The organism is Streptomyces sp. NPDC020192, assembly GCF_044388685.1.
Lineage (GTDB): Bacteria > Actinomycetota > Actinomycetes > Streptomycetales > Streptomycetaceae > Streptomyces.
Genome location: NZ_JBIRXG010000011.1, coordinates 44179 through 56501, shown reverse-complemented (window position 1 = coordinate 56501; position 12323 = coordinate 44179). Strand labels below are relative to the sequence as shown.

The 12323-nt window shown below is 70.6% G+C and carries 9 protein-coding genes; 8 read left to right on the top strand and 1 reads right to left on the bottom strand.

Annotation, left to right across the window (positions count from 1 at the left end; genetic code table 11):
• Positions 1-48: 48 nt before the first annotated feature.
• Both ACH47Z_RS21730 and ACH47Z_RS21725 read left to right on the top strand, forming a co-directional pair.
• Positions 49-1023, top strand: a complete 975-nt coding sequence (locus tag ACH47Z_RS21730) for a helix-turn-helix domain-containing protein (RefSeq protein WP_399075993.1) — start codon at positions 49-51, stop codon at positions 1021-1023.
• A 124-nt stretch (positions 1024-1147) separates the two neighbouring features.
• Positions 1148-1573, top strand: coding sequence for an SsgA family sporulation/cell division regulator (locus ACH47Z_RS21725; protein WP_399075991.1), 426 nt, complete (start codon positions 1148-1150; stop codon positions 1571-1573).
• A gap of 127 nt (positions 1574-1700) precedes the next feature.
• Here ACH47Z_RS21725 and ACH47Z_RS21720 read toward each other — a convergent pair whose 3' ends face one another.
• Complete coding sequence (locus ACH47Z_RS21720) at positions 1701-3362, bottom strand: MFS transporter (RefSeq protein WP_399075989.1); 1662 nt, start codon at positions 3360-3362, stop codon at positions 1701-1703.
• 203 nt (positions 3363-3565) lie between these two features.
• On the opposite strand from ACH47Z_RS21720, the gene ACH47Z_RS21715 reads away from it, so the two are divergent.
• From ACH47Z_RS21715 to ACH47Z_RS21690, 6 genes are all read left to right on the top strand, one after another.
• Positions 3566-4930: a cytochrome ubiquinol oxidase subunit I gene (locus ACH47Z_RS21715; protein WP_399075987.1), complete on the top strand. Its 1365-nt coding sequence runs from the start codon at positions 3566-3568 to the stop codon at positions 4928-4930.
• Positions 4923-6203, top strand: a complete 1281-nt coding sequence (locus ACH47Z_RS21710) for a cytochrome d ubiquinol oxidase subunit II (RefSeq protein WP_399075985.1) — start codon at positions 4923-4925, stop codon at positions 6201-6203. The genes ACH47Z_RS21715 and ACH47Z_RS21710 overlap by 8 nt, the downstream gene beginning before the upstream one ends.
• Positions 6200-7966 carry an ABC transporter ATP-binding protein/permease gene (locus tag ACH47Z_RS21705; RefSeq protein ID WP_399075983.1) on the top strand — a complete coding sequence of 589 codons (1767 nt, stop codon included), beginning with the start codon at positions 6200-6202 and terminating at the stop codon, positions 7964-7966. The genes ACH47Z_RS21710 and ACH47Z_RS21705 overlap by 4 nt, the downstream gene beginning before the upstream one ends.
• Positions 7963-9702: an ATP-binding cassette domain-containing protein gene (locus ACH47Z_RS21700; protein WP_399075981.1), complete on the top strand. Its 1740-nt coding sequence runs from the start codon at positions 7963-7965 to the stop codon at positions 9700-9702. The genes ACH47Z_RS21705 and ACH47Z_RS21700 overlap by 4 nt, the downstream gene beginning before the upstream one ends.
• A complete protein-coding gene (locus ACH47Z_RS21695) occupies positions 9674-9976 on the top strand; it encodes a WhiB family transcriptional regulator (protein WP_399075979.1) in 303 nt (100 codons plus the stop codon). Before ACH47Z_RS21700 ends, ACH47Z_RS21695 begins: the two co-directional genes overlap by 29 nt.
• Before the next feature lie 585 nt (positions 9977-10561).
• Entirely contained in the window at positions 10562-12304 is a 1743-nt protein-coding gene (locus tag ACH47Z_RS21690; protein ID WP_399075977.1) for a pyruvate dehydrogenase, read from the top strand.
• Positions 12305-12323 lie beyond the last annotated feature (19 nt).

The following is a 12323-nucleotide window of genomic DNA, read 5'->3' as shown; positions in this document are numbered from 1 at the left end:
AAGGCACACCAGGTCTTCGCCTGTCGATCACGATGCGAAGGGGGCCAGATGTCCGTCGTCCTTTCCACCGCGGCGCTGTCCGCAGCCGACCGGATAGAGCTCTGGCATGAAGCGGTGTCCCAGACGTTCGTACCGCTCGATGTCAATATCCTGGAGGAAGATCCTTCGCCAGGAAGAATCTTCACCCACCAATTGGGTGCCACACAGGTGTCGGACGTCCGGGCCGGATCTCAAGAGGTGACGCGCAGCAAGCGCCTGATAGCCCGGGACGGGAAGGAATACCTCATCCTCACGCTTCAGTGCAGAGGCAGCGCCGTCAAGGAACAGGACGGGAGAGAGTGCCTGATAGAGCCGGGGGATTTCTCCATTTCTGATTCGTCTCGCGTGTTCAGAAAGAAAGTGGAGGGCGAGTTCTGCTTCACCTCCTTTCAGTTCCCCCGGAAAGAGCTTCGCGTGCGGGACGAGGACCTGCAGGCGTCGACTGCGAGAGCGTTCTCGGGTCGTGACGGAAGTGCCGCACTGGTGGCGACCTATTTCGCGCGCATGGCGCGCGAAGCAGCGGGCTTCGACGACTTCGTCGGCCGTCAGTTTCTCGCCACCGGGCTCGACCTGCTGGCACTGTTCATCAACGAGCGGTGCGGCCGCTTCAGGCCTCAGGCTCCTGAAACCGCCGCGGCCATGATGGTGCGGGTGAAGGAGCACATCCTGCAGAACCTCTCCGACCCGGACCTGTCACCCACCGCGATCGCCGCCGCTCACTTCATTTCGGTGCGCTACCTGCACAAGTTGTTCCAGCTGGAGGGAACCACCGTCGGGGAGTGGATCCGGACGGAGCGGCTGGAGCGGTGCCGTCGGGATCTTCTGCGGTCCCCGGCTCTGGGACTCGGGGTGGCGACCGTCGCCCGACGCTGGGGCTTCGTGAGTCCCAGCCATTTCAGCCGTGTCTTCCGTGCCGCTTATGGCATAGCTCCTCGCGACTGGCAGATTCACGGCCTGTCCGGTGAACAGCGCACGGCTGGGTAACGTGCCCGGGACAGAGTTCTTTCTCGTGCCATATTCCGTGCATTCCGAGACAAAGATGGCCCAACTCCAGGATTTAGGGTTATTCAAAGGAAATCCGCTCCTGCAGCCCTTGTTGGGGAATGAAATGATCCAGCCTGAAGCCTCGGTCATGTGCATGGTGACCGTGCTCGTGAGTGTCCCGGACGAGCTGCCCGCCCCGCTGCCTGCGGAGCTGCACTACGACATGTCCGACCCCTACGCCGTTCGACTCTCGCTCGGCGCGCCCGCGGCCAGACCCGTGGACTGGGTGTTCGCCCGCTCACTGCTCACGGAGGGCCTGCGCCGGCCTACCGGTGCCGGGGACGTGCTGGTGATTCCCCGTCACCGTTGCCATCCGAACTCCGTGCGCGTCGTCCTGCGGTCCGCCGCCGGCGCGGCCCTGATCGACATCGCGGAGTCAGCGGTCGCCGCGTTCGTGCAGCGGACGGTCTCGCTCGTACCTCCGGGCACGGAGAGCCTTCACGTCGACATCGACCGTGCCCTCGCCGAGCTCACCGACAGGCGGGACTGAACCGGCCTGGGCCGAGACGCCGGAGACGACGAGGCCAAGGACGAGTGGACGTGGCACGGCCCCCAGCACCGGTGCGGCGGGGCGTCCGGCGCGGTCGTACCCGTCAGGCCCGGTCATCCAGCCGACGTCACCCCGCCGTGTTCATCGCGTCGGCCGTCTCCTCCGTCTCCGGCACCACAGGACCCGCCGCGGCGTCGAATGCGTGGGTCACCTCCGGTGCCGTGCCCTTCACCAGCAGGCGGCGGGCCCGCTCCTCGTATCGGCGGTCGGTGGCCGTGAGCCGGCTGTGGTGCTGGGCGAGATGTTCCGACCATGAGGCGACCAGGTAGTTCTCGATGAACCGCTCCGGGTCGTTGCCGTCCTGGTAGAGCCCCCAGGTGAGGGCTCCCGTGCGCCGCCGTGAACGGGCCACGTGATCCATGCAGTCGCTGAAGGCGGCCCGGTTTCCGGGGGCCACGCGGTAGACGACGGAGACCAGCACGGGGCCGTCGGCCGGGCCGGGCTCGAACACGAGGGGCGCAGCGGGCCAGTGGTCGGACGGGGTCGGGTCGACGGCGTCCGCGTCGTGCAGCGGCCAGCGGCGCACGCTCACCGCACCGGCCAGGAGCAGCCCGCTGCCGGCCAGGAGGGAGACGGCCAGTCCGAGTCCATCGGCCAGCGCACCCCACACAGGTGCCGCCAGGGCCTGCCCACCCTGGAAGACCAGCAGGTACACGGCGAGTCCCCGGGCCCTGACCCAGCCGGGCAGCCTCGTCTGGAGGGCCGCGTTGAGGGTGGACAGCACGGCGATCCAGGCCAGCCCGGCGGGCAGCAGCACGACCACCGTGAGCCAGGGGAGGCGGACCGTGGCGAGCACTGCCAGCACTCCGGCGAAGACGACGGCGCCCGCGGCGAGCGTGCCGTTGGCGCCGAGAGCCCGGCGGACGGCGGGCAACACGAAGGCCCCGCCGACGGCACCGACACCGACCGCGGCGAGCAGCAGCCCGTACCCTCCCGAACCCAGGCCCAGGGAACGGCTCGCGACCAGGGGAAGCAGCGACCACAGCGCGCCGCCACCGGGTACGAACAGCACCGTACGCAACAGGACTCGACGGACGCCGGGCGCGTACCACACGTAGCGGCGGCCGGCGTGGAGGGCCGTCAGGAGCTTCTCGTTCTGGGCTGCGGGCGCCTGGGGCGGCGGTCGCCGCCAGACCGTGAGGACGGCGGCGATGCCGAGGTAGGACGCGGCGTTGAAGGCGAAGACCCAGCCCGCGCCCGCCGCCGCGACCACCGCTCCGCCGAGCGCGGGGCCAAGGGCTCGGGCCAGGTTCATGTTCACGGCGCCGAGCGCGGCCGCCTGTCCCAACTGGCTGCGCTCCACGAGCTCGGGCTGGATCGCCTGCCAGGCGGGGCCCATCAGAGCGGTGCCGCATCCCAGCAGGAAGGTGAGGCCGAGCAGCAGCCCCGGAGTGAGTTCGTCCGCGAACGCGAGCACCGTCAGCCCGGTGGAGACGCCGAGCATGGCGAACTGCGCGGCCAGCAGCACCCCGCGACGGTCGTAGCGGTCGGCCAGCACGCCCGAGGGCAGGGCCAGCAGTACGACGGGGAGGCTGGAGGCGGTCTGGACAAGCGTCACCAGCGCGGCGTTGTGCCCGACCAGCAGCCACTGTGCGCCGACGGTCTGCATCCAGCTGCCGATGTTGGAGACGAGTTGCGCGATCCACAGCGCGCGGAAGACACGCGCCGCGAACGGGGCCCAGGCCGAATAGGGTCGTGGGCGGTCTTTCGGTGACGGTGCAGCGCTCATGCTGGTCCCTGCCGGAGCCGTGCGGGCATAAACGATGGGAACCATAGGAGTCATCGGTGAAATCCGGTTGACCGAGAGCGCACCGCCTGTGGCCCCTGAGCGCATTGCGCTGCGGGAACACGTGCCATGCGCCGAGAGACAAGGGACGCCCGCCCACCGGTCCTACGGTGCCCTCAGGACTCGTTCGACCAAGGGGAAACACCATGGCATCGCCCGCAGTGGTGGAGATCTCACGATGGCAGTTCGCCATCACCGCCGTCTTCCACATGAGCTTTCCCGCACTGACCGTCGGACTCTCCGTCTTCCTGGCCGTGATGTACACGGTCCACCTCAGGACCGGGAATCCGCTGTACCTTCAGATCTTCCGTTTCTGGAAGAAGATATTCGCGGTCGGGTTCGGTCTCGGTGTGGTCGCCGGTACCGTGATGACTTTCGAGTTCGGCCTCAACTGGGGACGATACGCGCACGCGGTCGGTCCGATCCTCGGTGTCACGATCGGAATGGAGGTCATCACGGCCTTCTTCCTGGAGGCCGGGTTCATAGGAATCATGCTGTACGGCGACGGCCGGGTACGCCCACGGACCATGGCGTTGGCCTGCTGGATGCTCGTCGTCGGCACCCTGCTGTCCACGACGTGGATCCTGTCCGCCAACAGCTGGATGCAGGACCCCGCCGGCTTCACCGAGGTCGACGGCCAGTTCCGGGCGAGCAACTGGTGGCACGTGCTGTTCAACCCGGCGTTCGCCTACCGGTACCCGCACATCCTGCTCGCGGTACTCATCAGCGCCAGTTGGTTCATCGGCGGGATCGCCGCCTGGTACCTCGTCAAGCAGCGAGCACTGCCCTTCGCACGCCGCACCCTGTCCATCGCCCTGGGAGTACTGGCCGTCCTGATGCCGGTACAGCTGTACGTGGGCGACGCCACCGCCGCGTTCATGGGTGTCCACCAGCCCGCGAAACTCCAGGCCTTCGAAGGCAACTGGAAAACCGACAACAACGGCTACAACCTGCTCGTGGTGCCCGACACGGACAAGGGCGAGAACACGTTCCACGTCGAGATCCCTCACCTGGGCGCCGTCATCGGCAAGGACCTGTCCGGAAGGGCACACGTCCCCGGACTGCTGCAAACACCCGCGAACGACCGCCCCAACATGTGGTCCGCCTTCTACGGCTTCCGGGCGATGTACTTCACCGCCCTGGCGATGTTCGGCATGACCTTCGCCGGATTGGTGCTGCGGCTGCGCGGAAGGCTGTACACCGCTCGGCGGTTCCACCGGCTGATGGTCTGGATGGCTCCCGCCGGTGTCGTGGCCATCAGCGGCGGCTGGATCACAGCGGAGACCGGCCGGCAGCCCTGGGTGGTCTACGGCCTGATCCGCACCAGCGACGCCGTCTCCCACCTCTCCCCCGGCGCGGCGGTCGCCGGCCTCATCGGGTTCGTCGCCGTCTACGCGCTGTTGCTCGGGCTGTGGATCCGCTACATCGTCCGCACGGTGCGGACCGGCCCCGAGCACCTGGTCGCCGACACCGGCACCGCCGTCCACCCCTCGGAGACCAGCCATGCTTGAGTACGCGTCATACGCCTTGGTCCTGCTCGCACTCGGCGCCTACGTCCTGCTCGACGGCTACGACCTGGGCATCGGCATCCTGAGCCTGTTCGACCGCGACGACCGGCGGCGCAAGGAGTACAACGAGCTGATCGCGACCGCCTGGGACGCCAACGAGAGCTGGATCATCCTGGCGGGTGTGGTGCTGTGGGCGGGCCTGCCCGGTGTCTACGCCACCGTGCTGCCCGGCCTCTACCTGCCGCTCATCCTCATGCTGCTCGCCATCGTGCTGCGCGGCACGGCCATCGAGCTGCAGAGCGCCGCCTCCGGCTACCGGCGCGGCTGGGGCCTCGTCTTCGGGCTCGCATCGCTGGTGGCCACGTTGTGCCAGGGCCTCGTGATCGGGGCCGTACTGTCCGGACTGCCCCACCGCGGTGGGGTGTTCTCCGGGGGCACCTGGGACTGGCTGACGCCCTACAGCGTGCTGTGCGCCCTGGGGCTGGTGGCCGTGTATCTGCTGGCGGGTGCCGCATGGCTGCAGGACAAGACCACGGGGACCGCCCACGAGCGAGCGGGCCGGCTGGGGCGACCGCTGATCCTGGCGGTCGCGGTGGCCGGTCTGGTCCTGGGATTCGGGCTCCCGCTCGCCGACCCGCAGCACCTGCGCTTCGACGAGCCGCTCCGCGCGACCCTGTTCGGCCTCGCGGTGGCGGTGGCCGTGGTCTGCGCGGCGATCGCCTGGTACGGCTTCGGCCGCCGGCCCGACTGGCGTCCGTTCGCCGCCGTGGCCGGTACGGAGGCCGCGGGCCTGCTCGCGCTCGTCGCCGCCACGGCACCCGTCGTCGTCCCGCCCGACCTGACCGTGCACGCGGCCGCCAGCCCGCACGGGTCGCAGCTGTTCCTGCTCATCGGGGTGGGCGGGTGCATGCCGGTCGTCCTGACCTACAACATCTACGCGTGGTGGGTCTTCCGCGGAAAGTTCGCCCAGCCACCGGCCACCACCGGCGCGGCCGACCACCCGTCCGACACCGCGGCTGCCACAGGGCAGCCCGCGGCGGTGGTCCCGGTCGCAGGCGACGGTCCGTGGGCGGTCGTTGTCGCCCGGCGCGTACTCCTGACCCTTCTGGCCGTTGCGGTGGCCGCCGTCTCGCAGGACGCCTTCGGTGGCGTGCGGGTGTGGATCGGCCCGGTCGGTGTCGTTGTGTTCGCGTTGACCGCGCTGGCCGTGTGGATCCGGTCCGACCGCCGCTCGGCGGCCGTCGGCGAGTTCGACCTCCAGGCAGCCGAACAGTGACAGTGACCGACATCCCCGACCGTCTCGACCGCCTCGGCCGGGACGACGAAGGGCAGCAGCGGGCGGCGGAACTGCTCACCGCATGGGCGGCGGTCGGCGAACCCGCGTTCCGGCGAGCCGGCACCCTGCGCGGGCTGGCGGCCGCGGGTCATGTGCTGTGGGCGGCGGGGCTGGGCTGGACGGCGCAGGCCGCGCTGCGGGCCCCGCACGGGGGCGTGGCCCTGGCTCCGGTGCTCTCCGGTGCGGCTCTGGTCGCCGTCGGGCTGCTGCTGCGCGCGGTTCTGCTCGCGGCGGCCGACCGGGTCGCCGAGGACGGGGCGGCCGCCGTTCAGGATCACCTGCGCGCTCGCCTTCTCCTGGCCGCACTCCCGTCCACGGGTACGCCCGCCGCGGAGGTGTCCGACGCCGCTCTCGGTGAGGCGCTGGACAGCGAGGTGGGTCGGCTGAGCCCATGGCTGACGACGTACGTCCCGGCTCGGCGGGCGATGCTGCTGGGCAGCGGCGTCATCCTGGCCGCTGTCCTGGTGGGCAGTTGGGCCGTCGCGCTGATGCTGGTGCTGGCCACCCCTCTGTTGCCGTTCAACCTGAAGGTGATCGGCATGGGCACCCGTGCCGCCGTGCACGCCCAGCTCAGCGCGACCCGGAGGCTGAGCACCCATCTGCTGGACCAGTTGCGCGGACTGCCCACGCTCGTCGGCCTCGGAGCCGGTGCGGAAGCGGTACGCGCGACCGAGGCAGCCGACAGGGAACTGGCCAGGCGCACCAACGCCGTACTGCGGGTCGCCTTCCTCTCGACCGCCTGGATCGAGCTCCTCATCACCGTGGCCATGGCTGTCGTCGCCACGTACTGCGGGCTCGCCCTGCTGGGCTACCTCGACCTGCCGGTGGTCCCGTCCACCATGAGCCTGGGCACCGCGCTGTTCGTCCTCGTCCTGACCCCGGCGTACTTCGCCCCCGCCCGGGAACTGGCCCGCGGCTATCACGCCCGTGCCGAGGCCTCCGCGGCGGCCGAGCTGATCGCGGACATCATCGACCGGACCGCCGTCACACCGGCCGGCGGCCCGCCGACCCGCGTGCACGCCGTGCGCCCGCCGAGCCCGGCCGGTGTGCTCCTGGACGAGGTGACGGTCCGGTACCCGGATCGCGACGACGCGGCCCTGACCGACGTCACCCTGTCCGTGCGGCCGGGTTCCATCGTGGCCGTCAACGGGCCCAGCGGCGCCGGAAAGACCACGCTGCTCTCCGTGGCGGCAGGTCTGCGCGAACCGGACCGCGGGCGGTGCCTGCACACCATCGGTTCCGCGACCCTGCCCGCCTCACCGGCCATGACGGCATGGGCCGGACAGCCCTCCTACCTCCTCCCGGGCACATTGCGCGACAACCTGCTGCTGGCGCGGCGCGGCGCCGACGACGAGCACCTGACCGCGGCGTTCGCGGCACTGGGCTTCGAGGACCTGCTGGCCGCGCTCCCCCAGGGGTTGGCGACCCCGATCGGTGAACGCGGCTGGGGGCTGTCCTCCGGACAGATGCAGCAACTGGTGCTGGTCCGGGCACTGCTCCACGACACACCACTGCTGTGCCTGGACGAACCCACCGCCCATCTGGACCCGGACGGGGAGGCCCGGATCATCGCCGCCATCCGGACACTCGCGCGCACCCGCACCGTGCTGCTGACGACACACAGCCCGGCACTCCTCGACATCGCCGACGACATCGTGCGGTTGAGCCAGGGACGGGTGTCCCGGATCGGGGAGACGCTGTGACCGCGTTCAGGCTGCTGTGGACTGCGGCGGACCACCGGGCACGCCGCGACCTGCTGTTCGCGGCGGTGCTCGCCGGGACCGCCGAACTGTGTGCCGCCGGTCTGCTGGGGGTTTCCGGCTGGTTCCTGACCTCCTGCGCGGTGGTCACCGCACAGGCGAACACCACTTGGTCCTGGATGTATCCCTCGGGGACCGTCCGCGCTCTGGCCCTGGGCCGCACCGGTCTGCGCTACTCGGAGCGCCTGGTCAGCCATGGCGCTCTGCTCGGTGCGACCGTCTCGCTGCGCTCACGGCTGGTCCGCGCCGCGACCACCGTGCCGGCACGCGAACTGCGCAAACACCGTGACGGCGCCCTGATGGCCCGACTCACCAGCGACGTCGGCGCGGTGGGCGGGATGGCCGGCCAGGTCGCCCCGCCGCTGGCCGGGATCGGCCTGACCGCCACCGTCGTCGTCACTCTGCTGACGGTGGCGAGTCCGCCGTCAGGTGCGAGCGAACTGCTGCTGCTCGCGCTCTCCGCAGCCACGGCAGTGACCGCCGAGCGGCGGACCCGCGGCCATCAGCGGACGGCCGCAGAAGCCTGGGCCGCTGCACGCACCGCGCTGCTCAGCGCGCGCTCGGCTCTTCCGGAACTGCGCTGCCTGGAGGCGGTCGACCTGGTCCGCGATCAGGTCGCGCACGCGGTCGGCCGAGCCCGGCGGGCCGAGACCGCGGCGGAGTCGCTGATGCGCCGGTCCAAGCTGCTGCTGCGGTTGTCGGCCGTGGCCGGCCAGACGGCGGTCCTGGTCCTGGCTCTGTCCGGTCCTGTCTTCACGCAACCGGCTGCCGACGCCATCGGCGAGGTGCTGCTGGTCGCGGCCGCTTACGAGTTGGTGGAGACACTCCCTCAGGTGCTCCGCGACCACGGTCTGGCCACCGACGCCGCCCTGCGGCTCACAGGCCTGGCGAACCGCGCACTCCCGGACGAGCCGTCGACCACGTCCCCGTCGAAGTCGCCGCTCGCGGGCGCGGCAGGAGCGCCCCTGGTGGCCCGCCACCTGCCCGTGGGTGTCGGCGACGACCGCACCCGGTGGTCCGCGGTGATCGAGCCCGGCAGCGTCGTCATGGTCACCGGACCCAACGGCAGCGGCAAAAGCACCCTGTTGGAGACTCTGGCGGGGCGCATCTCCCCCGCCGCTCCCCGGTCGGTGCTGCTCGACGGCGTCCCCGTCGAGTCCCTGCCCGCCCATGCGATCGCCGATTCCCTCACCCTCGTGGAAGCGGAGGACTGGATCGCCGACGCGACCGTCGCCGAGATCCTCCGGCAGGCCGCCCCGGACGCGGACGACGACACGCTTCGGGCCGCCCTGGCGGCCGCGGCCTTGGAGCGGTTGCCTCTCGACACCCCGACGGGCCCCCTGGGCCATGCGCTCTCACAGGGCCAGCGACGCCGCCTGGTGATCGCGAGAGCGGTCCTGCGGACACCGGCGGTCCTCCTGCTCGACGAGCCGACGGCCGGCCTCGACGCGCCTACGGCGGTGCGGATGCTGACCGGCGTGCGTCGCGCCCTGCCGGACAGCGCCCTGGTGATCGCCCTACCGGACCGGCACGACGACCTGATGCCCTTCGCCGCCACCCAGGTCCTGCGGCTGAAGCCCCCTTGCCGAACGGGCAGGGGACCGGTGCCGCGAAACGAACGACAAAGGGGATCATCGAACGGAGGTTTTCGTGAAGATACGGACCAAACCCATTCTTGACATATGGAAGTGGCAAGCCGACGCCGCGTGCCGCGGCATGGACAGTTCCGTTTTCTTCTCGCCCCACGGTGAGCGGGGCCCTGCACGCCGGCGGCGCGAAGCGGCGGCACGTGCGATCTGCCGGACCTGCCCGGTCAGCTCTCCCTGTGCTCTCTTCGCCCAGGCCTCTCGCGAGCCTTACGGCGTATGGGGCGGTTACACGGAGGCGGAACGCCACAGTCACCATGCGACCGAACCGCCGAGCTCAACGGAATCAAGCGGCACTGCGGCATAGATCTCGGCAATGACGTTCCCGGTGTCGTGGGCGCCTGGTCGGCCGCGGATCTGCCGGACCTCCCTGCGGCTCCGTACACCCTGCCGGCCCGGCTCTCCACGGAGGAAGCCGTCGCGGGCCGGGAGTGGCCGGCGCTCGCGCAGGACGGGGCGCACTACCCGGGAGAGGCGCTGCGGTCGTCCTCGGGGAGGACCGCTACCGGGCCGAGGACGGGGCCGCCGAGGTCACCGCGACCATCGGTCCACTGCCCGCGGTGGTGACTCCGTCCGCGGCGCTGGACGACTCGGTCCGACTGTGCGACGGGCTGAGCAACATCGCGTTGCGGGGCGAGGCCGCAGAGCCCATCGACCCGTCGGTCCGGCAGGACACCGCAGCCGTCGTCGAGACGGGCCCGTTCACCCGACAGCGGGGGCGGATCGTGCCGGCCACATCGTGGCCAGGGATCGGTGCACTGCCTGAACGGACCATGTGCACGGACGGACAACCGCGGCTCTGCCGTCTCGCTAACGTGATCCGCGTGCGAAGCGGGCCCGCTGAGCCCTCGCGCGGCGGCGCCCACGGCAAAACCGGAATCCGAGGAGCGCCATGGCCAAGCAGACCATTGCCGAACAGTACGTCGACCTCATGGCCCGTGCCGGTGTACGCCGCATGTACGGCGTGGTCGGGGACAGCCTGAACCCGGTCGTCGACGCGGTCAGACGGCACGACGCGGTGGAGTGGGTCCAGGTCCGCCACGAGGAGGTCGCGGCGTTCGCCGCCGGCGCGGAGGCCCAGCTCACCGGTCGGCTCGCGGCCTGCGCGGGCTCCTGCGGACCGGGCAACCTCCACCTGATCAACGGCCTGTACGACGCCCACCGCTCGATGGCGCCCGTACTCGCGCTGGCCGCCCACATACCCAGCGGCGAGATCGGCACCGGCTACTTCCAGGAGACCCACCCCGACCGGCTGTTCGCCGAGTGCAGCCACTACTCGGAGCTGATCTCCTCACCCCGCCAGATGCCGCGCGTGGTGCAGACGGCGATCCAGCACGCCGTCGGCCGACGCGGCGTCTCGGTCGTGGCGCTCTCCGGCGACACCGCCGCCGAGGACTCCCCGGACTCGGCACCCGAACTCGCCATGCCCCTGGACGTGCCCGCCATCCGCCCGAGCGATCAGGAGATCGCCCGGCTCACGGAAATCGTGGACGGCGCCGAGCGCGTCATGGTGTTCTGCGGCCGGGGCGTCGCCGGCGCCCACGCCGAGGTGATGGCCTTCGCCGAGAAGGTCAAGGCACCGGTCGGGCATGCGCTGCGCGGCAAGGAGCACATCCAGTACGACAACCCGTACGACGTCGGCATGTCCGGCCTGCTCGGCTACGGCGCCGCGTACGAGGCCATGCACGAGTGCGACCTGCTGCTGCTCCTCGGCACGGACTTCCCGTACACCGACTTCCTGCCCCGCCACGTGCGGACCGTGCAGGTCGACGTCCAGCCGGAACGGCTGGGTCGGCGCACCCGACTCGACTTCGCCGTCTGGGGAGACGTACGCGAGACCCTGCGGTGCCTGACCCCAGCGGTGCAGGAGAAGACCTCGCGACGCTTCCTCGACCGCATGCTGGAGCGGCACGCGCACGCCCTCGAGGGCGCCGTGCACGCCTACACCCGCAACGTCGAGAAGCACACGCCGATCCACCCCGAGTACGTGGCCGCGGTCCTCGATGAAGAGGCCGCCGACGACGCGGTGTTCACCGTGGACACCGGGATGTGCTGTGTGTGGGCGGCCCGTTACCTGACACCGAACGGCCGCCGCCGGATCCTCGGTTCGTTCGTGCACGGGTCGATGGCCAACGCACTGCCCCAGGCCATCGGCGCCCAGTTCCTCGACCGCGGCCGACAGGTCGTCTCCCTCTCCGGCGACGGCGGGTTCTCCATGCTGATGGGCGACTTCCTGACCCTCGTCCAGTACGGCCTGCCGGTGAAGGTGGTCGTCTTCAACAACTCCTCGTTGGGCATGGTCGATCTGGAGATGATGGTCGACGGCCTGCCGCCGCACGCCACGACCTACCCGCACACCGACTACGCGGCCATCGCCACGGCGGCCGGGGCGCGCGGCATCCGGGTGGAGAAGCCCGGCGACGTGCGCGACGCCTTGCGCGAGGCCTTCACCCACGAGGGGCCCGCGCTGGTCGACGTCGTCACCGATCCCGCCGCGCTGGCCGTCCCCCCGAAGATCACCACCGAGCAGATCAGTGGCTTCGCGCTGTCGGCGAGCCGGACGGTGCTGAGCGGGGGCGTCGGCCGCATGGTCCACCTGGCCCGGGCCAACCTGCGCAACATTCCGCGTCCCTGAGAGGGGACACGGATACGCC

Bases quoted from the DNA above. Each gene is read 5' to 3' on its own strand.
- ACH47Z_RS21730 (WP_399075993.1), top strand. From the start codon at position 49: ATGTCCGTCGTCCTTTCCACCGCGGCGCTGTCCGCAGCCGACCGGATA.
- ACH47Z_RS21725 (WP_399075991.1), top strand. From the start codon at position 1,148: ATGATCCAGCCTGAAGCCTCGGTCATGTGCATGGTGACCGTGCTCGTG.
- ACH47Z_RS21720 (WP_399075989.1), bottom strand. From the start codon at position 3,362: ATGAGCGCTGCACCGTCACCGAAAGACCGCCCACGACCCTATTCGGCC.
- ACH47Z_RS21715 (WP_399075987.1), top strand. From the start codon at position 3,566: ATGGCATCGCCCGCAGTGGTGGAGATCTCACGATGGCAGTTCGCCATC.
- ACH47Z_RS21710 (WP_399075985.1), top strand. From the start codon at position 4,923: ATGCTTGAGTACGCGTCATACGCCTTGGTCCTGCTCGCACTCGGCGCC.
- ACH47Z_RS21690 (WP_399075977.1), top strand. From the start codon at position 10,562: ATGGCCAAGCAGACCATTGCCGAACAGTACGTCGACCTCATGGCCCGT.